This is a genomic window from Mesomycoplasma dispar (assembly GCF_000941075.1).
Lineage (GTDB): Bacteria > Bacillota_I > Bacilli_A > Mycoplasmatales > Metamycoplasmataceae > Mesomycoplasma > Mesomycoplasma dispar.
This window is the reverse complement of record NZ_CP007229.1, coordinates 667,096-692,185: the sequence shown is the minus strand read 5'-3', so window position 1 is coordinate 692,185 and position 25,090 is coordinate 667,096. Positions and strand designations below refer to the sequence as shown.

The 25,090-nt window shown below is 26.1% G+C and carries 16 protein-coding genes and 2 pseudogenes; 15 read left to right on the top strand and 3 right to left on the bottom strand.

Annotated elements, in window-relative coordinates; all coding sequences use genetic code 4:
* The first annotated feature begins 352 nt into the window (after window positions 1-352).
* From MDIS_RS03980 to MDIS_RS04530, 3 genes are all read left to right on the top strand, one after another.
* Window positions 353-688, top strand: a complete 336-nt coding sequence (locus MDIS_RS03980; RefSeq protein ID WP_165073038.1) for a transposase — start codon at window positions 353-355, stop codon at window positions 686-688.
* Between the two features lie 88 nt (window positions 689-776).
* Window positions 777-1,106, top strand: a complete 330-nt coding sequence (locus tag MDIS_RS04465) for a transposase (RefSeq protein ID WP_084217539.1) — start codon at window positions 777-779, stop codon at window positions 1,104-1,106.
* A gap of 64 nt (window positions 1,107-1,170) precedes the next feature.
* A complete protein-coding gene (locus MDIS_RS04530; protein WP_129640150.1) occupies window positions 1,171-1,299 on the top strand; it encodes a hypothetical protein in 129 nt (42 codons plus the stop codon).
* A 397-nt stretch (window positions 1,300-1,696) separates the two neighbouring features.
* Here MDIS_RS04530 and MDIS_RS02505 read toward each other — a convergent pair whose 3' ends face one another.
* From MDIS_RS02505 to MDIS_RS02495, 3 genes are read right to left on the bottom strand one after another with little or no spacing between them, the layout of a single operon-like run.
* Complete coding sequence (locus tag MDIS_RS02505) at window positions 1,697-3,154, bottom strand: hypothetical protein (RefSeq protein WP_232034200.1); 1,458 nt, start codon at window positions 3,152-3,154, stop codon at window positions 1,697-1,699.
* A 2-nt stretch (window positions 3,155-3,156) separates the two neighbouring features.
* Complete coding sequence (locus tag MDIS_RS03975) at window positions 3,157-4,599, bottom strand: hypothetical protein (RefSeq protein ID WP_052506222.1); 1,443 nt, start codon at window positions 4,597-4,599, stop codon at window positions 3,157-3,159.
* On the bottom strand, window positions 4,580-6,877 hold the full coding sequence (locus MDIS_RS02495) for a S8 family serine peptidase (RefSeq protein WP_232034199.1): 2,298 nt from the start codon (window positions 6,875-6,877) through the stop codon (window positions 4,580-4,582). Before MDIS_RS02495 ends, MDIS_RS03975 begins: the two co-directional genes overlap by 20 nt.
* A gap of 745 nt (window positions 6,878-7,622) precedes the next feature.
* On the opposite strand from MDIS_RS02495, the pseudogene MDIS_RS04400 reads away from it, so the two are divergent.
* From MDIS_RS04400 to MDIS_RS02435, 12 genes and pseudogenes are all read left to right on the top strand, one after another.
* Window positions 7,623-8,312, top strand: a pseudogene (locus MDIS_RS04400) (IS256 family transposase).
* 13 nt (window positions 8,313-8,325) lie between these two features.
* Window positions 8,326-8,625, top strand: a complete 300-nt coding sequence (locus tag MDIS_RS04395; RefSeq protein WP_044635501.1) for a transposase — start codon at window positions 8,326-8,328, stop codon at window positions 8,623-8,625.
* A 164-nt stretch (window positions 8,626-8,789) separates the two neighbouring features.
* Window positions 8,790-9,002 (top strand): hypothetical protein, encoded by a 213-nt coding sequence (locus tag MDIS_RS02480; protein WP_044635500.1) that lies wholly within the window; start codon window positions 8,790-8,792, stop codon window positions 9,000-9,002.
* A 253-nt stretch (window positions 9,003-9,255) separates the two neighbouring features.
* The gene (locus MDIS_RS02475) at window positions 9,256-11,025 is read left to right on the top strand and encodes a heavy metal translocating P-type ATPase (protein ID WP_232034198.1); all 1,770 of its coding nucleotides are present in this window, start codon (window positions 9,256-9,258) and stop codon (window positions 11,023-11,025) included.
* Window positions 11,026-11,488: 463 nt separating this feature from the next.
* Window positions 11,489-12,579, top strand: a pseudogene (locus tag MDIS_RS04390) (IS256 family transposase).
* Window positions 12,580-12,725: 146 nt separating this feature from the next.
* Complete coding sequence (lepB, locus tag MDIS_RS02465; RefSeq protein ID WP_232034197.1) at window positions 12,726-13,052, top strand: signal peptidase I; 327 nt, start codon at window positions 12,726-12,728, stop codon at window positions 13,050-13,052.
* A gap of 493 nt (window positions 13,053-13,545) precedes the next feature.
* A complete protein-coding gene (locus MDIS_RS02460) occupies window positions 13,546-15,039 on the top strand; it encodes a hypothetical protein (protein WP_044635497.1) in 1,494 nt (497 codons plus the stop codon).
* Window positions 15,040-15,346: 307 nt separating this feature from the next.
* Complete coding sequence (locus MDIS_RS02455) at window positions 15,347-17,011, top strand: IS1634 family transposase (protein ID WP_084217537.1); 1,665 nt, start codon at window positions 15,347-15,349, stop codon at window positions 17,009-17,011.
* A 410-nt stretch (window positions 17,012-17,421) separates the two neighbouring features.
* Window positions 17,422-19,509 (top strand): S8 family serine peptidase, encoded by a 2,088-nt coding sequence (locus MDIS_RS02450; protein WP_044635496.1) that lies wholly within the window; start codon window positions 17,422-17,424, stop codon window positions 19,507-19,509.
* Window positions 19,499-20,971, top strand: a complete 1,473-nt coding sequence (locus MDIS_RS02445) for a hypothetical protein (RefSeq protein ID WP_044635495.1) — start codon at window positions 19,499-19,501, stop codon at window positions 20,969-20,971. Before MDIS_RS02450 ends, MDIS_RS02445 begins: the two co-directional genes overlap by 11 nt.
* Before the next feature lie 445 nt (window positions 20,972-21,416).
* Window positions 21,417-23,507 (top strand): S8 family serine peptidase, encoded by a 2,091-nt coding sequence (locus MDIS_RS02440; protein WP_044635494.1) that lies wholly within the window; start codon window positions 21,417-21,419, stop codon window positions 23,505-23,507.
* Complete coding sequence (locus tag MDIS_RS02435; RefSeq protein ID WP_044635493.1) at window positions 23,497-24,975, top strand: hypothetical protein; 1,479 nt, start codon at window positions 23,497-23,499, stop codon at window positions 24,973-24,975. Before MDIS_RS02440 ends, MDIS_RS02435 begins: the two co-directional genes overlap by 11 nt.
* Window positions 24,976-25,090 lie beyond the last annotated feature (115 nt).

Genomic DNA, 25,090 nt, shown 5'->3' with positions numbered 1-25,090 from the left:
TTATTAATCAAATAAAGCAAACTAAAAAGCAAAAATTTTAACTTAAAAAGTAAAATATGAAATATTTAAACTACCTTTTGGGAATATTAAGTATTTTGTGTTTTTAAGGTAAATCTATTTTGATAAAATTTATCATAAAAGACCAAAATATAAAAAAAGAGCAAAAAAAATTATCCCCATATGACTTAGTAGCTAAAAAAATTGTTAACAAATAAGCTGATTATAAAAAATTAAAAAAAGAAGATTTTCGCAACGAAATTTCGCATATGTTTAAAAATTTTGCTGAAGCGCTCTTAAAGGCGGAATTAACCCAACATTTAGGCTATGAAAAAGGAACCGAAACAAAAATGGCGTGCATAGACCGAATAAGCGAAACGGGTTTTCGAGTAAAACTGTGAATTATAATAGTGGTAATATGCATCTAAAAATACCAAGAGATCGAAATGGCAGTTTTGAAAACAAATTCATCGGTAAATACGAAACAAATTTAGGCGATATCGAAGAGCAAGTGTTTTCACTTTTTGCATCAGGGATGTCATATGAAAATATTGTTAATACAATAAAAAATATCTATAAAAAGGAAATAATTATCGCCTGAATTTCTTCAATTACTAACAAATTATTACCTAAAATTGAAAAGTGAAAATCGCAAAAATCGAGAATTCCTATCCAATTTCTACATTGATAGAATGTTTTTTAATGTTAAAGAAAACGGTGTTTTTGTCAAAAAATCACTTTATCTTATTCTTGCAATTGATTAGCAGGCCGATAAAAAAATACTGGGATTTTGGATTAAAAATAGCGAATCAGCAAGTAATTGAGTTGATGTTTTTAGCGAACTAAAAACACGTGGACTGCAAGATGTTCTAATAATTTCTTGCGATAATCTAAGCGGAATTAGTCAAGCAATTGAAGCGGTTTTCCCGCAAACAGATGTTCAAAAATGTGTTGTTCACCAAATTAGAAACTCGCTTTTAAAAGTTTCTTACAAGGACAAAAAAGAGTTTGCCTATGATATGAAAAAGATTTATCAAGCGATTAATCAAGAATTTGCAATGCAAAATCTTGATGAATTTGCGAAAAAATGAGGGAAAAAATATCCTTAAATTGTCAAATTTTGGTATGCAAATTTCGCTGAATTAACGACATTTTTTTAAATATCCATATGAATTGAGACAAGCAATTTATACGACAAATTCAATTGAATCAGTGAATAAATTAATTAGGAAAAATGCAAAAACGAAAGGCGAAATTCAAAGTGTGAATTACATTTCAAAAATAACTTATTTGACGATTTAAAATGCAACCGAAAAATGACAAAGGCAGGTAAGAAATTGACGCATAATTAAAAACAATTAGAAATTATTTTCCTTAAAATCGGTTAAATAATGTAAAATTAAATTAGATTTCTATCAGAAAAAAAATCCATAAAATTTAAAACACAAAATTATGAACACTCCCATTATTTCTATTGAATTTTTTTGCAATTTTGTAACGAAAATTAATCATATTGAAGGTCAAAATTTTGAAAATGTAACTATTGCTTTTTCATATAAAAGCACAAATTTTATATGAAATAACTTATTTATTCAGATTTTTAAAAATAAAATGTTAGAAAAAATTAACAAAAGTCAAAATCAAAATCATAGATAGAAACTAGTTGTCTAAATTTTTTCTACTAATTAAGGTTTTAATATTATTTCTTAGTTATTATTTGATTATATAAATTATTGAATTGATCTATTGTTTCAATTTTAGAAAATTCAATTTGTGTTATTGTTGTATTTCCGATATCAATTTTTTCAAGTTTTTGTAAATTTTTAATTTTAAAATTTTGAGGTTCTGTTGCAAAATTAGGGAATAAATCCTTATAATTAAAGGTGTAAATTTTTATTTTTTTAGCTTGTTCATCAACTTTTCAATACAAAATTTCGTCATCAAAAATTTTTTTTGCATCTTGTTTTTTTAAAATAAATTTATTAAAAACTTCAGAATTATCTTCTGTTGGAATAAAAAGTTTTGAAGGAACAAATGCATCACCTCATTCAGAATTTATTGAATCTTGCATTGTTACAATTAGGTTTTTTGTTTCTTCTAAGGTTGAAAAAAATTTTAGGTTTTCTAGTTGTTTATTGTTTGAATTTGCATATAATCTTGTGCTTTTTAGGTTATTTGTATCTAAAATTTCCTGTTTTTTTAAAAGAAATTCTTTGAATTTTGAAGAATCATTATCACGAACAATGTTATTATAAAGAACAAGATCTTCGATTTTGCTAATATGAATGTCCAATTTAGGATTAAAACTATTTTCAATAGATTTGTCTATAATTTTGTAATAAATATTAAATTTTTCAATAATAAGATCTGAATTAATCGAAACAAACGGATTACTAATTATTAAAGGATTAATAATTTCGTTATATTTAAGGCCGGGAGTAAAAAAATCTTTGAATTTTGAGTCAAACGACATAATCCCAACATTATTGGGATTATTTGGATCAAAAAAAGTATGATTTGGACTAAAAAATGGTTTTTTAGCTTTCGATGTAAAAGCTAAATCTTGATAATTTCAGATTGGTCGAACATAAGCAATAATTGACTTTTTTTCAAAAAAATCAGGTGTTTGTAGTACTCTTTTGTAAAATTTATCGTTTTTTATCTTTGAAAAAAATGAGAAAAAGTCATTATAGTTTTTCAAAATCACAAAATTATTAATAATTTTTTTATCTTTTCATACACCTTGATCATTTATTTGGTCAAATTCTAATGTGTCACTATTTTTTATAAATTCAGATCGAAAAAAGCTACTTAATTTAAAAAGGGGTAAATTGTTATCGGAGTTTTTGAACAAGTTATTTTCAAAAGATGGATATTTTTGCCGTAATTGGTTAGCTCTTTCTGGATTTTTTTGAAGAAAATCTGATCAATATTGTGAAGTAAATCAATGATTGTCTACCAAATTAGCAAAACCCTCAGGTTTAGTGTTGCTAGTAAAAAATTTATTTTTAGCATCGGACACATCCTGAAAACTAAGTATTTGTGATTTTTTAGGACTTTTACGATTAATGATCAAAATTATAGAAACAACCCCAGCAGCTACAAAGTTTGTTAATAACAAAGATCTATAAAAAATTTGTTTTGCTTTTTGTTTCATGATTACCCCATTGTTTTATTATATAAATTATTAAAATCTTCGATGGAATTTAATTTTTTTATTTCAATTTCTTGGACGTCAATATCACCAATATCAATTTTTTCAAATTGTAACAAGTTATCAAAATTAAAGTTTTCAGGTTGTTTTGCAATTTGATGGAAAATGTCTTTGTAATTTAAAGTATAAATTAAAACTTTTTTGGAGTTTTTATCAAATTCTCAATAAATAATTTCATCTTTAAAAATCTCTTTTAATTGTTGTTTTTGCAAGATGAAACTATTAAATTTATATGTTTTGTCCTGTGTTTTTGTGGGGATAAATAAATTTGATAGGTGAAATGCGCTTTTTCAGTGCTCATTTTTCAATAAATTTTTGTTATTTATCAAGTCTTTTACTTCGCTAAAGTTTGAAAATATTTTATTTTCACTTAAATTAGCTATGTTTTTATCAATTTGTGATGCATAAAATCTATTCTTTTTCAAGTTTTTTCTTGACAAAATTGTGCTTTTTTTATTAATAAAATCCAAAAAATTACTAAACTCCGCTGATGTTTTGTCTAGTGAATTATACAAAACCAAATCTTCTATATCGGTAATTTTTATTGAAGATAACGGATATGATTTATTATAAGAATTTTTAGGAATTGATTTATAGAAAATTTGGAATCTTTTGCGTGTTCTACTAGTAGAAGAAGAATTTTCTTTTAAATAATTTGAAAATTTTTGATCAATTGAAATAATTAAATTCTGATTTTTATAGGTAATTAGATCTATTGGTGATAAATTAGTTTCTAGGCTTGTTTTGTTAAAAATAGGAGCAACATTTGACTCGTCTTCTTTTACATAAACTAGAAATAGGTTATTATCAAAGAAATCTTTATTTAAATTTTTTCTATCAAATTCTTGCTTGTCTTCAAATTCTTTGAAAAAATTCAAATAATCGTCAAAATCTTCGATGATTAAAAAATTATTAGAAAATAAACTGGGAAATCCAATAGAAAACAATTCTAATTCTATTTTTAATTCTTTAAAACTAAATTCGTTCTTTTTATTATTATATTGATTAGCGAAAAAAGTTACTAAATTTTTAGTTGTTTTATCATTTAAATTGTTGACAAAATTTTGTTCTTGAAAATATAAATATTTTTTTACTATTTCTTGAATTTCTTCAGGATTTTGTAGAAAAGTCATTTTCCATTTAGAGTTTTTAATTCATGGTGCTTTTTTGCTGTCAATATTTAGTAAATCATAATATGAAAAAATATTTGATTTAACTAGATCATTACCATCATAAATTCTAATAATAGATTTTTGTGGATGTTGACTAGAAAAATTTGCTTTATGTCCAGAAGAAAAATTTTGAACTGCAAGAATAATTATAGGAAGCAACCAAGGAGTCGCTAGCATAGTTGCTATAAAAAATATTTTATTTTTCTTGTATAACATATGAAACCGCCAAATTATCATCTACCGATTCTTCAAAAAGATAAGACTTATGTTTCCTTACCAAGATTCGGTATATCCCTGATTCTTCTGCTGAATATCTTATTAACTCAACATTCGAAGATCATGAAGAACCAGAATTTAAATAGATGCTTTGCCAATTGTCCCCCTCCTTTTTTTGCAATTTTAAATCATAATCGCTAAATAATTTATTTTCCTGTTTTTCAAAAAGTGTTTTTCTATTTAACCACTCATTAGGATATTTAGGATGATATTCTTCTTCAAAATTTGATTGTGGATGATATTCACCATATAGTGTTCCTGGGTTTTGATCAGCAACATATGATGAACCATATGCAACTAAATTATCGTACCACGAATGAAGACGAGATTCATATTTTTTTAGGGGTTTTGTTAATCCTGCGTTAAAAGCTCAAGCAAGTGAAGCTTTTATTTTGTTTCCTTGATTTAATTTTATTTCTGGTGATACATAAACATATTCATCAGTGTTTTCAAATGATACAGAAAAAGTTTTTAAATTTTCTATTGCTTTTTGTATATTAGCGAAATTAATTTGTCCCGCCCCAACTGCTGTATCAAAACCATTCGGCTTAGATTTGTGCTCATTTTCGTAATTTTGCAAATATCGGCTTTTGCTAGAATCTTCTAGGTAATCATCAATCGAAGACGATGTGTGTCGTTTTTCATTTTCTTTTTTTGTAGATTCAACAAAATTCTTTATACCTTGATAATCTAATTTGCTATCTACCGCAGATGAAGACAGCACACTCTTTATTGCTGGAATAATATTTTTTTCATTAAATAAATAAGGATTTGAACCAATTATGGTTGAGACTATACCGGTTACAATTGGCGCAGAAAAACTAGTTCCTGATTCTGGTGATTTTTGATCAGATAAGCCAACTATATTCTCGCCTGGAGCAACTATGAGCGGTTTAGGCAAGCCTTTTAGAGCATTTGGTAATAATCTATTACTAAAATTACTTGCATAGAAATTTTCTTTTGTACCAAAACTAGAGCCAACAACAATAGAATTTATTGCATTAGCATACCCAGATATGTAACCATATTTTTTTTTAGGATCATTATTTTTTAATCTATCATCATATTCATTTCCGGCAGCAAAAATATTTATAACACCATATTTTCTTGATAGAAAATCCAAATAATAAAGATGATCAATATATCGAGAGACAGAGTTTTTTAACAGAGAATTATTACCATAAATATCTTTGAAACTAGCATCAACGTCTTTTTGATCTATGAAATTAAATCCATAGCTATGGTTTATTACTCTAACTCCTTTTTCAATTATTAGTTTTTCAAAAACTGACATTCAAACAGGGGAATCGAACGTTACTTCGCCCAAATTTGCGAGATGCAAATCAGTATTAAATGCAAATCCGCTCTTTCCTACTATTATTCCAGAAACCAAACTGGCGTGATCATTTTGATTTTCATTAGTTTTTTTTGAATCAGCGCGACCTATATTATAGTAATTAACCAAATATTTGGGAATTTGAGCTTTGAGGGAATCGCTTTCATCATAGGTGCCGCTCATACCTGGTTCAACTACTCCGACTTTTTCATACTTATTAGATCCTCGATACTTATAATCAACTATTTCCTTTTCTTTTGTAAAATAATATTTGGTATTACTTAAATATGCGTAATAGTAGGCGGCATGGTCTAAGTTATCGTAAAATATTTTGGGTTTAGCTTCTTGGTTTAAAGATTTAGCAGAATAAGTCGGGAGTGAATCCGAGTTTGTCGTATTTTCTATATTATTAATTACTAATAAAACAAAATCTAGTTTTTCTAACAATTCGAGGGATTTTTTTTCAGCCAGTGAATTAATATTAATTCATATTATTGGCGACAATTTGCTTACATAACTACTATTTATTTTTATATTATTTTCTTCAAAGAACGAAATTATTTGTTTTAAATATTCATTGTTTTTAGTTTGATAATATTCAACATTCGCACTTAAGGAATTATTGTTGGTATCAATTAAATCTAAAAATATTTTAATATCTACATTTTCACCTTTTAAAACATTTTTAACATTACTAGATTTTAGTAATGAAAAATTTGTGAATTTTTGATTAGATTGTCTACTAAATATTTTTTTATTTTTTTGCTTAAAACCAACAAGATCTTCTTGTGATTTTGATAATTTGTTGTCGTAATTAATTTTATTAGCAAAAGTATTTGTAAAATTACCAGTTTTGTTAGATTCTGGTGAAAGTGTGAGCAAAATAAGGCCTGAAAAAATTGGTATTGCTAAAAACGATAGTAAAGGGAAAAAATTAAATAGTTTTTTTTTTTTTTTTTGACATTTTTTATAGTATATTCTCCTAATTATCCTCATATAAATATTATACATATTTTAATCAATAAAAATTAAAAATAATTAATATTTTATATTTTAATTAAGGTTGAACTAGAAAAGATCATAAAAGTAAAATATAGTAATTTCAAGGTTAAAATAAAATAAAACATTCCATAACAGGGCATTTTTTTGGACTTTATTTTTTATGAATAATTTTAAATTTTAATATTAAAATATAAAAAAAATTAATAATTTCAATAAAAAACTATCATACTTTTTGCGTTAAAACGTTGATTATAGGTGTTGAAGAAAAATGGCAGAATCTAAAATAAAGTCTTAAACCTTACACATTTAATCTAATACACACTTTTAAAAATTGTTAAATATAATAATTGTAAAATAAAAAAGGAATGAGTTCTTGTTAGAGAAACTTGCTCTTTTTTCGGTTTTTAAGGGGAAATTGAAAGAAACGATAGTATAATCTAAAAATTATGAATTGATAAAAAATTCAGAGAAAAAAAGGGAATATTCAATATTTTGTGTCTTAAGGTAAATCTGTTTTGATAAAATTTATCATAAAGGACTAAAAAATATGAAAAAAGAGCAAAAAATTATCCCCATTTGAGTTAGAAGTTGAAAAAATTGTTAACAAATACGTTGATTATAAAAAATTAAAAAACGAAGATTTTCACGAAAAGGCGAAATTAAGCCAACATTTAGGCTATGAAAAAGCAATCGAAGCAAAAATGGCGCGCATAGAATCAACAAGCAAAACGGGTTTTCGGGCAAAACTGCGAACTATAATAGCAATAATATTCATCTAAAAATACCAAGAGACCGAAATGCCAGTTTTGAGAACAAATTAATCGCTAAATAGGAAACAAATTATTTAGGTGATATCGAAAAGCAAGTGTTTTCACTTTTTGCATCAGGGATGTCATATGAAAATATTGTTAACACAATAAAAAATATCTATAAAAGAGAAATAAGTAGCGCCTGAATTTCTTCAATTACTAACAAATTATTACCTGAAATTGAAAGGTGAAAATCGCAAAAAATTGAGAATTCCTATCCAATTTTCTACATTGATGGGATTTTTTTAATGTTAAAGAAAACGGTGTTTTTGTCAAAAAATCACTTTATCTTATTCTTGCAATTGATTGGTAGGGGAATAAAAAAAGTGCTGGGATTTTGGATTAAAAATAACGAATTAGCAAGTAATTGAGTCGATGTTTTTAGCGAACTAAAAACACGCGGGCTACAAGATGTTCTAATAATTTCTTGTGATAATCTAAGCGGAATTAGTACAAGGACAAAAAGGAGTTTGGCTATGATATGAAAAGATTTATCAAGGGATTAATCAAGAATTTGCAATGCAAAATCTTGATGAATTTGCGAAAAAATGAGGGCAAAAATATCCTTCAATTATCAAGTCTTGATATGCAAATTTCGCTGAATTAACGACATTTTTTAAATATCCATATGAATTAAGACAAGCAATTTATACGATAAATTCAATCCAATCAGTGAATAAATTAATTAAGAAAAATACAAAAACGAAAGGCGGAATTCAAAGTGTGAATTACCTTTCAAAAATAACTTATTTGACGTTCCAAAACGCAACCGAAAAATGACAAAGGCAGGTAAGAAATTGACACATAATTAAAAATTAGAAATTATTTTCTCTAATCGATTAAATAGTGTAAAATTAAATTAGATTTCTATTTGAAAAATCCATAAAAATTTAAAACACAAAATTATAAACACTCCCATATTTATAATTATTTTTTATAAGTAAATTTGTATTCTAATTGATATTTTAAATAAAGGAATTAAAATGAAAACTACAAGATATTTTAGTATTGATATTAAATGCGCAAGCTGCAAGGTAGTTTTTGAAAAACTATTTGAAAATTTGGAAGATTTTGAATGGAGTGTAAATATCAGCGCAAAAGTTTTGAAAATTATTGCTGATGAAGAAAAATATCCTGACGAATTTATTAGTGAAAAATTAACCTCTGTGGGTTATGAAAATGAAAAAATCGACTAATAATAGAAAATTTTTCGCTGACTCTAAACAAAAAGCAAAAATAAAAATATTTATTGAGTTATTAATTTTTATTTTTGCTTTTTTTTCGTTTATTTTTGATACTTTAAATAATTATAAAGTTTTAAATTTTAGTCACGATCACAAAATTCATCTAATTTTAGCGTCAATTTTGTTTTTCTTGGCATTTTTAGTTATCTTTTTAGAAAAAAAATATTTTTTAGCATACAAAAACCTTTTAAGAAAAATTTTTACAATGGAATTGCTAATAGCGATTGCAAGCCATGTTTCATTTATTTATTCTGCAATTTCATTTTTGTATAAAATAATCACCGGTGAAAAAATTAGTATGGAATTTTTTGAAGTTTCAATTATTCTGTTCTTATTTTTTAATGCTGGAAAATATCTTGAGGAAAAACTACAAAAAAAATCAAGTTCAAATTTTCAAGGAATACTAAAATTAAAAAATCGCTATTCATATATAATAGTTGATGGCAAAAAAGAACAAATTTTAACTAATAAAATTACTCCTGGCAATATTGTTTTTGTTCCAAAAGGTGAAGTTATTCCAACTGATTCAACCCTAAATTCTGATTTTGCAACTATCGATTACTCGTCAATTAACGGTGAATCTCTGCCTATTGAATTTGTTAAAAATCAAGAAATCTTGTCTGGAAGTATCAATATTGGCGAACCAATTTACCTAACTTGCACGAAAAAAGCGCAAGATTCATTTTTAATGCAAACAATTAACAGATTAGAGTCCATTTTTGAAACTCCTTCTAAAATTGAAAGAGTTTCAACTAAAATAGTTTCACTTTTTACCCCAACTGTTTTAATTTTGTCAATTTTGGCTTTTGCAATCTGAGTCATAATCGGTTATTCGCTTGGTGATTTTGAAAAAATTTATACTGGTTTTACACCACCGAGAAATTCTCATCCATTTTATGTTGGTGCTCATATAGGTGTTGCTGTTTTGGTAATTTCTTGTCCTTGTGCTTTTGGAATAGCCGCGCCAATGGCCATTTATTCTTCTTCGATTTTGGCCTCAAAAAATCGAATTTTATTTGCAAATTCAGAGATTTATGAAAAAATTATTACCACAAAAACAATAATTTTTGACAAAACCGGAACTCTAACTGAAGGAAAACCAAAAGTTGTTGAATTTCAAGGTGATTCAAGTTTTTGGCCTTTAATTAAGGAAATGGCTCAACATTCTAAACACCCAATTTCACTTTCAATTTATAATTTTTTACCAGAACATCAAGAAAAATTTGACAATTTTAAGGTTAACGAAATTCCTGGTCAAGGTTTGGAACATATTGATTTAGATTCTAATAAATATAGCCTTATTTCTCATGAGTTCGCAAAAAATAATAATTTTTGATTGGATAATAATTTCAAATTTGACAAGCTAGGTAATTACACAGTTTTTGCTAAAAATAATAAAGTTATTGCCGTTTTTTTAATAATTGATCAAGTTAAAGAAAGTGCAAAAAAAGTTGTTAAAAAATTTCAATCTCAAAGGATAAATTGCATTATTGCTTCAGGAGATAATCCAAAAAATGTTGAAAATGTAGCAAAAATATTGGGTATAAAGCAATTTTACGCAAATTTAAAACCTAATGACAAGTTTGAATTAGTAGAAAAATTAAAAAAAGAAACCCCAATTATTTTTGTAGGTGATGGCTTAAATGATATTTTGGCATTAAAATCCGCCGATCTTTCAATTGCTTTTGAAAGTGGTTCTAACCTTAGTAATTCAATTGCTGATATTTCCTTATTTGAAACAGATCTTGTTATGGTTTATAAATCAATTGAAATTATCAAAAAAACTAATAAATTAGTTAAATTAAATTTTTTGTGAGCAATTTTATTTAATTCGCTTTTCATACCTTTAGCGTTTTTAGGTTTTATAAATCCAGTTTTTTCAATGTCATTAATGTTGTTTTCATCAATTTTCCTTATTGTTAACACAATTATTTTTAAAAAAAGACATCAGAAGTTTCTCGAAAAAGCTATTTAAAATTTTTATTTTTATATTTGTCAAATTTACTTGTTTCCAAAATTATCTTAATTTTAAACCTATGAATTCATAGCTTTTCTAGAATTTAGACAATTAAATTTACTCCTTTTTATCAAATTAATTTGGGAATTTAATAAAATTAACCCATTTTCAAAAAAATTAGAGTCTTATTCTTGAATTATTATTTATATTATGTTATTTTCAAAGTTTCTAAGTTCTAATTATTTTTTAACAAGTAAAAATTTAAAAAATTAAAAAAAACAATAAATCATTTTATGGGAATATTAAATATTTTGTGTTTTAAGGTAAATCTGTTTTGATAAAATTTATCATAAAGGACTAAAATATGAAAAAAGAGCAAAAAAAAATTATCCCCATTTGAGTTAGAAGCTAAAAAAATTGTTGACAAATACGCTGATTATAAAAAAATAAAAAAGAAGATTTTCACAACAAAATTTCGCATATGTTTAAAACTTTTGTTGAGACGCTCTTAAAGGCGAAATTAAACCAACATTTAGGCTATGAAAAAAGCAACCGAAGCAAAAATGGTGTGCATAGACTGAATAAGCGAAACGGGTTTTCAGGCAAAACTGTCAATTAAAATAGCGATAATATTCATCTAAAAATACCAAGAGATCGAAACAGCAGTTTTGAGAACAAATTAATCGCTAAATACGAAACAAATTTAAGTGATATCGAATAGCAAGTGTTTTCGCTTTTTGCATCAGAGATGTCATATGAAAATATTGTTAACACAATAAAAAATATCTATAAAAAAGAAATAAGTATCGCCTGAATTTCTTCAATTACTAACAAATTATTACCTGAAATTGAAAAGTGAAAATCGCAAAAAATTGAGAATTCCTATCCAATTTTCTACATTGATGGGATGTTTTTTAATGTTAAAGAAAACGGTGTTTTTGTCAAAAAATCACTTTATCTTATTCTTGCAATTGATTGGCAGGGTGATAAAAAAGTACTAGGATTTTGGATTAAAAAGAGCGAATCTGCAAGTAATTGAGTCGATGTTTTTAGCAAACTAAAAACACGTGGACTGCAAGATGTTCTAATAATTCCTTGTGATAATCCAAGCGGAATTAGTCAAGCAATTGAAGCGGTTTTCCGCAAACAGATGTTCAAAAATGTGTTGTTCACCAAATTCGAAACTCGCTTTTAAAAGTTTTTTACAAGGACAAAAAAGAGTTTGGCTATGATATGAAAAAGATTTATCAAGCGATTAATCAAGAATTTGCAATGCAAAATCTTGATGAATTTGCGAAAAAATGAGGGCAAAAATATCCTTTGGTTGTCAAATCTTGGTATGCAAATTTCGCTGAATTAACGACATTTTTTAAATATCCATATGAATTAAGGCAAGCAATTTATACTACAAATACAATTGAATCAGTAAATAGATTAATTAGGAAAAATACAAAAACAAAAGGCGGAATTCAAAGTGTAAATTACCTTTCAAAAATAACTTATTTAAAACTGCAAAACGCATCTAAAAAATGACAAAGGCAGGTAAGAAATTGAGGCAAAATTAAAAAATAATTAGAAATTATTTTCCCTAATCGATTAAATAATGTAAAATTAAATTAGATTTCTATCAGAAAAAAATCCATAAAATTTAAAACACAAAATTATGAACACTCCCCTTTGTATTTATTTTTAGGTTAGTTGATGTTGAAGGTAACTCGATGTTTCCAACTCTTCAACACGGCCAAAAAATTTTTATTAATAGGGTAAAATCACCAAAAAGAAACGATATTGTCGCTTTTAATTACAAAGAAATAGTTTTGATTAAAAGGATTTTGGGACTACCAGGCGATAAAATAATTGTTAAAGATAATGAAATTTACATAAACGACAAAAAAGTTGCAACTTTTATCAAAAGCGCGACTTTTTTATTCGATGGAATAGTGCCTGAAAATAAATTTTTTGCTGTTGGTGATAATTTGGAAAACAGTAGCGACAGCAGGGATTTTGGATTTTTTGATCTAGATGATGTTATTGGAATTTTATAAGGGTTTAATGCTTGCTGCACATAAATTTATTAATTTATAAATATAGAGGCTGTTAAAATAAAAAAATATAATTTTTTTTTTTTTTTTGCAAAATATGATGAAATTATATTTTTTTATTTTTTTATTTTTTACTTTCTTGTTTTTGAAGATCATGATATAATTTGTTGAAAATATAAGAACAAAATTATAAGGAGAATATGATGAAGGTAACAAGCGATTTTATCTATTTTGGCAATTTTTGCAGATCATAGTGATTTAACCAAAAACAAAAATGGTTATTTTGAAAAACATCAGTCAGGCATCCTAATTTTAAAAATATGTTAAAAGCTAGTGAAAATATTTACTTTATTGAAGACTAAAAGAAATTAGAAAATTAAATAATTAATTTTAAAACAGAAAAACAGCTACTATCGAATTTATATCAAAAAATTTAAATCTGTAACTTTTGATAATTCTGTTGAAGATAAATTAGCACTTTCTTATTTGGTTAATAATGAAAACTAAACTAATTCTCACTAAATTTTTGGGGACAACCCTTTTAATTCCGGCATTTTTTTTAACTTCCTGCGGAAATTTAATTACTTTTATTACTAAACAAATTTTTAACATAGATGACGGAATTAACAATCCAGAAAATTACAATTCTTACTATTTTTTAAATTTACTAGCAAAACATTATGAAGAATTTAATGTAAAAAACGGAACTTTTTCAGCCTTACATCTGTTTTATAATCAACCCGAAAAACAACGGGGCAGATATTTATTCCTTGGTAAACAAGGTGAAACAACAATTGAAAACTTAGAACAATTTCAAAAAAATATTATTGATAGAGCTGAAGAAATTATAAAAAATAATCCTAATTTTGCCAATGTTAATAGTTCGGATCTCAAGTCAGAATTTGAAGACAAATTTCTAAAGGGAGAGCCTCTTGAAAAAGTCTTAGAAAAAAACAATATTATAATAGGAGAAGCAGGCGGATATTGAAGGTCAACTCGCGTTACCTACTATTATTTTGAAGAAAATGGTTTTTCAAACATTACAGCCACAAGATTTACGCCAGACTATATTATAGAAGGAGAATTAGTTCAACCCGCTGTGGTTTTTGATGATTCGCCTTTTTTTAATGTTATAGTCTACCCTAAAAATAAAACAATCACTTTTAGGGACATTGACGGAGGAATTTACACTGACGATAATGATAACATTATAGATTATGAAGAACAGAAAGAAAGGAAAATATTAATTGAAAGAGAAGCTAGAAAAATTTATAATAAACTCGCAAAAAAGTACAATTTGTCAAAAAACAAAATTAGTACTTCTTCCCCCTCTTTTATGTCTGATATTATCAATTTTAGCCAAAAAATTAATAATATTAAAACTTTTAAGCCAAAAATTCTTGATTTAATTACAAATAAAATTAACCCTTGATCTAACAGATTTTTACCAAAAAAACATGCTATTATTAAAAATATTGACGAATTTAAGACAACAATTATTGACCGAATTTTAAAATTAGATCCTAAATTAAAAATTGACCAAAATGATTTAATTTCTGATTTTGAGCAAAAATTTCTAAAGGGCGAAAAACTTGATGAATTTCTAAAAAATAATAATATTTTTATTTATGAAACTTGGGAACGAATTGGTTATGAATCATTTTGAAGATGAGTTCCACATAGTATACCGGATCCTAATAATTACCCAAAAAGAGTGGAATGAGAAAAATTAGTTCTTAGAAAAACAGAAGATAATAATATTTTTTTGACAACAATTTTTGAAACGGATTTAACACTAAATTTTGTTAGAAGTCCTGAATCTAGTTTTGATAAAGTGACTTTCCAAATCCTGGCTTTTCCTAAAAATAAGAATATCGTTTTTGATAAAAACGTTAGTCGACTTGAACTAATCGAGGACTTAAAAAACAATTATTTAGATAAATATGAAGAAAAAGAAAAAGAAAACGTAAAAGAAAAAAACTACGTATAAGTTTAAATTAGTAGAAAAAATCAGACAAATAGTTTTTTATTTATGATTTTGATTATACACTCTGCTAATTTTTTCTCTCATGTTATTTTAAAAGTTTTGGATAAATAATTTCCCTAATATAAAACTTGGGCTTTTATATGATAAGTAACTTTTAAGGGTTCAGCTCAATTTTCCTGAGTTTCCCAGTTGTAATAACAAAAATATGGTTCAAATTTCAAAAAACCCCTATTTATAGGGGTTTTTTGTTTTAAAAAATTTAAAAAAAGTATTAACGTTTCATAACAATTATGATATAATTATAATTAGAATGAAAACTAATAAAAATTTAATCCTTTTCAGTCTTCATGGTAAGAAAGGCGTGATTTATAAATACGTTGGAGTTTCTAATAAAAAGGGAAAGCCGCCAATTAGGCGATTCAGTCTTGGAAATTTGGAGAAATTATTAGAAATAAACCCAGAAGCTGTTGAAATTTTAAAGTGAAAGTTAAAATTTTTCAGCCAAGATGATGACCCTGAATATGTAAAAGCCGCGCTTTTAGAATCGATTAAAAGTGATAAAATCAAGTGGAAAAGTATCAAAATTGGTGGAGAATTAATTGAAAAAATCTTGGAAAAACACAAAATTTTTGAATCAATTAAGAAGACTAAATATAAAAATATGCACGAAATATTTCAATATCTAGTTACAAAAAGAATCATAGATCCTGATAGTATTTTGAAGGCTTTTAATAAAAACAGCGAATATTCCTTTGATATTTCAGCCTCAAAAAACAGTTTTTATCGCCTTTTGGATATTATTCACGAAAATCGGGATAATCTTTTAATTGCCATTAATAATATGATCAATTTAGAATCAAATAGAAAATTAGATCAACTTTTTTTTGATTCTTCGACAGTCTATTTTGAAACTTTTAACCGAAATGGTTATCGGAACAATGGTTATTCAAAAGATGGAAAATTTAAAGAAGATCAGATCGTAATTGCACTTGCCTGTGATCAAAACGGAATTCCTTTTCATTTTAAAATTTATACAGGAAATATCCCTGATGCAAAAACGATGATTCCATTTATGTTAGAAATTGAGCAAAAATATAAAATTATTAAGGAAAATATTACAATTATTGCCGATCGCGGCATGTCCTCAGCCGGTAATATTCGCTTTTTAGAACAAAAAGGTTATAAATTTATAATTTCATATCGGGCAAAATCGGGATCAACCGAGTTCAAAAAATACATTAAAGACCAAAGTGATTATAAAATTTTGAATAATTCAATCAAATATAAAACACAAGAATATTTTTCAACCTACAAAAATAAAAGGCAAACTGAAAACATTCGCAAAAAATTGATAACTTTTAGTAAATCAAGAGCACAAAAAGATAAAAAAGAACGACAAAATCTAATCGAAAGTTTCTTAAAAAAGCAAAAAAAGGATGGAAGTATTGATCCCTTAAAAATGCTCGGAAGTAAAAAATGTAAATTTTTCAGGCAAATTTCTAATTTTAAATTCGAATTAGATGAAGAAAAAGTAAAAAAAGACCAAGAATTTGACGGAATTTATATCTACGAAACCAATCTAATAAATGCAAATCCTGAAGAAATTATTGAAACTTACTCAAAACAATGAAGAATTGAGGAAAATTTTCGCAGTCTAAAAAGTCTTTTGGAAATTCGGCCAGTTTATGTTAGTTTAGACAGTCACATTTATGCTCATACATTGATTTGCTTTCTTTCACTTGCAATTTTGAAACTTTTTCTTTATAAAATTAATAATTTTTATAAAGAAAACGGTGTAATTCATCATCTCACACAGGATTCATTCGTGCAAATTTTGCAAGAAGTAAAAATTAGAGCCAAAATAGATGAAAACACAGGCAAAATTATTAGATTTAAAAGAGAAAATATTTCAACCATAAAAAATATATGAGAAACCTATGATGAATATAAAAAAATTGTTATGAATAATTTTTAAAAAATAAAAAGACGCCCTTTTTTAAGACATCTTTTTAACTAAACCTTTGCAACTGGGAAATTCAGGTAAAAGTTTTGGATAAATAATTTCCCTAATATAAAACTTGGGCTTTTATATGATAAGTAACTTTTAAGGGTTCAGCTCAATTTTATTTCATTTTATGTGGCAAAAGGTTAATAATTTATTGTGAGAATTTTAAAATTTTTTAGAAAATTGAAAATTATTAATAAATAGAGCTCATGATTATTAGTCATAATTTGTTAATAAAAGTATAATGATAAAATATTTATTTAAAAGTAGAATTCGGGTTTTCAATAAAAAAATTAAAGTGATAATAAAATGAATATAATTAAATTAAAAGTACAAAACATGTTATAATTTTTATAAATAATTTTAATTAGGTGTGAAAAATGAAATTAGCAAAATTTAAAAAAATAATTTTATTATTGATGTTTTGACCATCAATTTTTTTAATATATCACTCTTTTTTTATAAATTTTAATACTAAAAAATATTGATATTCTTCAAATTTTAGTAATAAAATCGATATAAGAGAGCCTTTTGCAAAACAGTTAAGTAACTCGTCAAAAATTAATGATTTTGATAATCAATTCGAATTAAAACTATTGTTAAACCCTAATTTCTTGAGTACTGAACCTAATGAAATAAGTAATTTTAATCTTGAATTTATTAAAAAAATAGAAAAATCAAGATTAAAATTCAAAGAAGCTAAGAGCAGTAAAATATTGCCAATTGTATGGTTTTATTTTGATACCGAAAATGATAGAGAGTTTTTTGTAAAAAATTCAATAGAAAACTCGTCAATTAGTCGTTACATCGTATATAAAAATGAAGGAGATAAAAAAATAAAGCCTTTAAGTTGGCTTCGTTATTATGATGAACTAGATAGTTACAACTATTATTTGCCTAAAACCCCAATTGACAAGTTTAAAGAGTCATTATCAAAAAATATTAAGATTGTTAATTTTGAAGAACAGGCTAAAAAGGATAAGTCAACTTATAAAACACCACAAACAAAAGTTGGAGCAATTGAAGTTAAGGATGAATTTAACTATAATTTTATGAGTTATTTTAATTCTAATAACTTTCATATTAACGACTTGGGATCTACTAATAAGTGAAATAAACCAATCACAACAAAGGATGATGAAGACGAACCACTTCATTCAACTTTAGTATCATTAATATTAGGTAGTAAACTGGGCATTGATACCAAGTCAACTTCCTATTTGTCTATATTTACTACTAACGGCGAATGACAAAAAGCAATTGAATGAATGGTTGAAACCAATAATGTTAGGGTAATAAATCACAGTTATGGGGCCACAGGAGAAGATTTTTACGATTATAAAGAAGACGCCTTTTTTCTTGATTTTTTAGCAAGAAAATATGGTGTTATTAACGTTTTTTCAGCGGGTAACGGTGCAATGGAAAGAAATAATGCGGAAATTGTAGATCACCCTTGAATAGATAAAAAAAAATTATCTTTAAATTCTATAGTTGTTGGCGCACTTGATGATAATTCCGAGCCTTGAAAAATTGCCAAAAACAAAATTGCTGAGTATTCAAATTATAAAACTGACCAAAAATATTATGAATTGGCCAAACCTTTAGTCGTCGCTCCCGGACGGATTTATAATCCTGTTACTAATAATTTTAAGGATGATTTTGTTAACGGAACTAGTTTTGCGGCTCCTATTGTCACTGGTTTAATATCAACATTCCTAAGAGAAAAACCAAATTTAGATAATGATGATAATAGACTAATAGCATTAAAAGCGATTTTATCTGCTTCGGCAATTTCCCCAGATCATAGTGATTTAACTAAAAAGAGAAATGGTTATTTTGAAAAATATGGGTCAGGCACTCCCGATTTTAAAAATATGTTAAAAGCTAGTGAAAATACCTACTTTATTAGAGACCAAAAAAAATCAGACCAGGAAATAATTTTTACTAGCAAACCATTCTGAGTAAATTCAAACGACAAAATTAAAGCTTCTTTATCTTGAATGTTTAATGCTGGTCTTTTAAAAAATAAAGTAGCCGCACCTAACAAGAGCAACTACGTAAGTTGATGATGATTTTTAACACCTTTTACTTCGATTGGTTTACCAGTTGCAGGCGCCGCTGCTATTTTAGATGCAAAATCTAAGATGAACCAACATAAAAATGACTTTGACAAATGGTCAGAAACACATATTAATTCTGAACGTTTAAAGCTAGAAGCTACTAAAGAAAATCAAAAAGGCGATTTTATTTCAGATTATGATTTGTATTTGCAAAAACTTGATTCAAATAATAATTGAGTTGATGTTTCTTGGTCAACAAGCTCTAAAAGCAATGATGAATTAATCAATTTTAAAGCAGAAAAATCAGGCTACTACCGGCTTTATGTCAAAAAATTTAAATCTGTAACTTTTGATAATTCTGTTGAAGATAAATTAGCACTTTCTTATTTGGTTAATAATGAAAACTAAACTAATTCTCACTAAATTTTTAGGAACAACCCTTTTAATTCCTGCATTTTTTTTAACTTCCTGCGGAAATTTAATTACTTTTATTACTAAACAAATTTTTAACAAAGATGACGGAATTAACAATCCAAAAAATTACAATTCTTACTATTTTTTAAATTTACTAGCTAAACATTACGAAGAATTTAATGCAAAAAACGGCACTTTTTCAGCCTTAAATCTGTTTTATAATCAACCCGAAAAACAACGGGACAAATTTTTATTCCTTGGCGAACAAAGTAGAATAACAATTGAAAACCTCGAACAATTTCAAAAAAATATTGTTGATAGAACTGAAGAAATTATAAAAAATAATCCTAATTTTGCCAAAATTAATTCTTCTGAACTCAAGTCAGAATTTGAAGACAAATTTCTAAAAGGAGAACTTCTTGAAAAAGTCTTAGAAAAAAATAATATTATAATACGCGAACGTGTCAGATATTCAAGGCCAACTCGTGTTACCTACTATTATTTTGAAGAAAATGGTTTTTCAAACATTATAGCAACAAGATTTACACCAGATTATATTATAGATGCAGAATTAATTGAACCCACTATAGTTTTTAAAGATTCACCTTTTTTTAATGTTATAGTCTACCCTAAAAATAAAACAATCACCTTTAGGGGCATTGATGAAAAAATTTATGCTGGTGATAATGATAAAATTATAGATTATGAAAAGAAGAAAATATTAATTGAAACAGAAGCTAGAAAAATTTATAATAAACTCGCAAAAAAGTACAATTTGTCAAAAAACGAGATTAGCGGTTCATCCCCCTCTTTTATGTTTAAAATTATCGATTTTAGCCAAGAAATTAATAATATTAAAACTTTAAAGCCAAAAATTCTTGATTTAATTACAAATAAAATTAATCCTTGATCTAACAGTTTTCTACCAAAAAAACATGCAATTATTAGAAATATTGACGAATTTAAGACAACAATTATTGACCGAATTTTAAAATTAGATCCTAAATTAAAAATTGACCAAAATGATCTAATTTCTGATTTTGAACAAAAATTTCTAAACGGCGAAAAACTTGATGAATTTCTAAAAAATAATAATATTTTTATTTACGAAACTTGGGAACGAATTGGTTATGAATCATTTTGAAGATTGATTCGCGACCCCATATCACCTCCTACTAATTTTTCAAAAAGGGCGGAATGAGAAAAATTAGTTCTTAGAAAAACAGAAGATAATAATATTTTTTTGACACCAATTTTTAAAACGGATTTAACGCTAAATTTTGCTAGAAGTCCTAAATCTAGTTTTGATAAAGTTGCTTTCCAAATCTTGACTTTTCCTAAGAATAAAAATATCATTTTTGATAAAAAAGTTAGTCGACTTGAACTAATTGAAGATTTAAAAAACAATTATTTAGATAAATATGAAGAAAAAAGAAAAGAAAACCAGCGCCAATAAACCACATATAAGTTTAAATTAGTAGAAAAAATCAGACAAATAATTTTTTTCTATGATTTTGACCGCACCACTTTTGCTTATTTTTTCTCTCATGTTCATTTTAAAAGATTTGGATAAATAATTTACCTAATATAAAATTTGGGCTTTTATATGATAAGTAACTTTTAAGGGCCTGGTTTAATTTTATTTTCTTTTTTATGGCAAAAGGTCAATAATTTATTGTGAAAATTTTAAAATTTTTTAGAATATTGAAAATTATTAATAAATAAAGGTCATGATTATTAGTCATAATTTGTTAATAGAAGTGTAATGATAAAATATTTATTTAAAAGTAGAAGTCGGGTTTTCAATAAAAAAATTAAAGTGATAATAAAATGAATATAATTAAATTAAAAAGACAAAACATGTTATAATTTTTATAAATAATTTTAATTAGGGTTGAAAAATGAAATTAGCTAAATTTAAAAAAATAATTTTATTATTGGTGTTTTTGCCATCAATTTTTTTAATATATCACCCTTTTTTTATAAATTTTATTACTAAAAAATATTGATATGCTTCAAATTTTAGTAATAAAATCGATATAAGAGAGCCTTTTGCAAAACAGTTAAGTAACTCGGCAAAAATTGATGATTTTGATAATCAATTCGAATTAAAGCTATTGTTAAACCCTAATTTCTTGAGTACTGAGTCTAAAGAAATAAGTAATTTTAATCTTGAATTTATTAAAAAAATAGAAAAATTAAGATTAAAATTCAAAGAAGTTAAGAGCAGTAAAATATTACCAATTGTATGGTTTTATTTTGATACCGAGAATGATAGAGAGTTTTTTGTAAAAAATTCAATAGAAAACTCGTTCATTAGTCGTTACATCGTATATAAAAATGAAGGAGATAAAAAAATAAAGCCTTTAAGTTGGTATCGTTATAATGATCCATTTCTAGATAGTTACAACTATTATTTGCCTAAAACCCCAATTGACAATTTTAAAGAGTCATTATCAAAAAATATTAAGATTGTTAATTTTGAAGAACAGGCTAAAAAGGATAAATCAACTTATAAAACACCACAAACAAAAGTTGGCGCAATTGAAGTTAAGGATGAATTTAACTATAATTTTATGAGTTATTTTAATTCTAATAACTTTCATATTAACGACTTGGGATCTACTAATAAGTGAAATAAACCAATCACAACAAAGGATGATGAAGACGAACCACTTCATTCAACTTTAGTATCATTAATATTAGGTAGTAAACTGGGCATTGATACCAAGTCAACTTCCTATTTGTCTATATTTACTACTAACGGCGAATGACAAAAAGCAATTGAATGAATGGTTGAAACCAATAATGTTAGGGTAATAAATCACAGTTATGGGGCCACAGGAGAAGATTTTTACGATTATAAAGAAAACGCCTTTTTTCTTGATTTTTTAGCAAGAAAATATGGTGTTATTAACGTTTTTTCGGCAGGTAACGGTGCAATGGAAAGAAATGATGGGAAAATTGTGGATCACCCTTGAATAGATGATGAAAAATTATCTTTAAATTCTATAGTTGTTGGCGCGCTTGATGGTAATTCTGAGCCTTGAAAAATTGCCAAAAACAAAATTGCTGACTATTCAAATTATAAAAATGATCAAAAATATTATGAATTGGCCAAACCTTTAGTCGTCGCTCCCGGACGGATTTATAATCCTGTTACTAATAGTTCTAAGGATGATTTTGTTAGCGGAACTAGTTTTGCAGCTCCTATTGTCACTGGTTTAATATCAACATTCCTAAGAGAAAAACCAAATTTAGATAATGATGACAATAGACTAATAGCATTAAAAGCAATTTTATCTGCTTCGGCAATTTCCCCAGATCATAGTGATGTAACTATAAAGAGAAGTGGTTATTTTGAAAAATATGGATCAGGCACTCCCGATTTTAAAAATATGTTAAAAGCTAGTGAAAATACCTACTTTATTAGAGACCAAAAAAAATCAGAGCAGGAAACAATTTTTACTAGCAAACCATTCTGAGTAAATTCAAACGACAAAATTAAAGCTTCTTTATCTTGAATGTTTAATGCTGGTCTTTTAAAGAATAAAGTAGCCGCACCTAACAAGAGCAACTACGTAAGTTGATGATGATTTTTAACACCTTTTACTTCGATTGGTTTACCAGTTGCAGGCGCCGCTGCTATTTTAGATGCTAAATCTAAGATGAACCAACATAAAAATGACTTTGACAAATGGTCAGAAACACATATTAATTCTGAGCGTTTAAAGCTAGAAACTACTAAAGAAAATCAAAATGGCGATTTTGTTTCAGATTATGATTTGTATTTGCAAAAACTTGATTCAAATAATAATTGAGTTGATGTTTCTTGGTCAACAAGTTCTAAAAGTAATGATGAATTAATCAATTTTAAAGCGGAAAAATCAGGCAACTACCGGCTTTATGTCAAAAAATTTAAATCTGTAACTTTTGATAATTCTGTTGAAGATAAATTAGCACTTTCTTATTTGGTTCACAATGAAAACTAAACTAATTCTTACTAAATTTTTGGGAACAACCCTTTTAATTCCGGCGTTTTTTTTAACTTCCTGCGGAAATTTAATTTCTTTTATTAATAAACAGATTTTTAACAAAGATGAGGAAATTAACAATCCAAAAAATTACAATTCTTACTATTTTTTAAATTTACTAGCAAAACATTATGAAGAATTTAATGCAAAAAACGGTACTTTTTCAGCCTTAAATCTATTTTATAATCAACCCGAAAAACAACGGGACAATATTTGATTCCTTGGCGAACAAGATAGACTAACAATTGAAAACCTAGAGCAATTTCAAAAAAATATTGTTGATAGAACTGAAGAAATTATAAAAAATAATCCTAATTTTGCCAATGTTAATACTTCTGAACTCAAGTCAGAATTTGAAGACAAATTTCTAAAAGGAGAGCTTCTTGAAAAAGTATTAGAAAAAAACAATATTATAATAGACGAACATGGTAGATATTCGAGGCAAACTCGTGTTACTTACTATTATTTTGAAGAAAATGGTTTTTCAAACATTATAGCCACAAGATTTATACCAAATTATATTATAGATTCAAAATTAATTGAACCCACTATAGTTTTTAAAGATTCACCTTTTTTTAATGTTATAGTCTACCCTAAAAATAAAACAATCACCTTTAGGGACATTAATGAAAAAATTTATGCTGGTGATAATAATAAAATTATAGATTATGAAAAGAAGAAAATATTAATTGAAACAGAAGCTAGAAAAATTTATAATAAACTCGCAAAAAAGTACAATTTGTCAAAAAATGAGATTAGCACTTCATCCCCCTCTTTTATGTCTATTATTATTGATTTTAGCCAAGAAATTAATAATATTAAAACTTTAAAGCCAAAAATTCTTGATTTAATTACAAATAAAATTAATCCTTGATCTAACAGTTTTCTACCAAAAAAACATGCAATTATTAGAAATATTGACGAATTTAAGACAACAATTATTGACCGAATTTTAAAATTAGATCCTAAATTAAAAATTGACCAAAATGATCTAATTTCTGATTTTGAACAAAAATTTCTAGACGGCGAAAAACTTGATGAATTTCTAAAAAATAATAATATTTTTATTTACGAAACTTGGGAACGAATTGGTTATGAATCATTTTGAAGATGAGTTCCACATAGTATACCGGATCCTAATAATTATCCAAAAAGAGTGGAATGAGAAAAATTACTTCTTAGAAAAACAGAAGATAATAATATTTTTTTGACAACAATTTTTAAGACGGATTTAACACTAAATTTTGTTAGAAGTCCTGAATCTAGTTTTGATAAAGTGGCTTTCCAAATCCTGGCTTTTCCTAAGAATAAGAATATCGTTTTTGATAAAAACGTTAGTCGACTTCAACTAATGGAAGATTTAAAAAACAATTATTTAGACAAATATGAAGAAAAAGACAAACAAAAAGTAAAAAACTACGTATAAGTTTAAATTAGTAGAAAAAATCAGACAAATAGTTTTTTATTTATGATTTTGATTATACACTCTGTTAATTTTTTCTCTCATGTTCATTTTAAAAGATTTGGATAAATAATTTCCC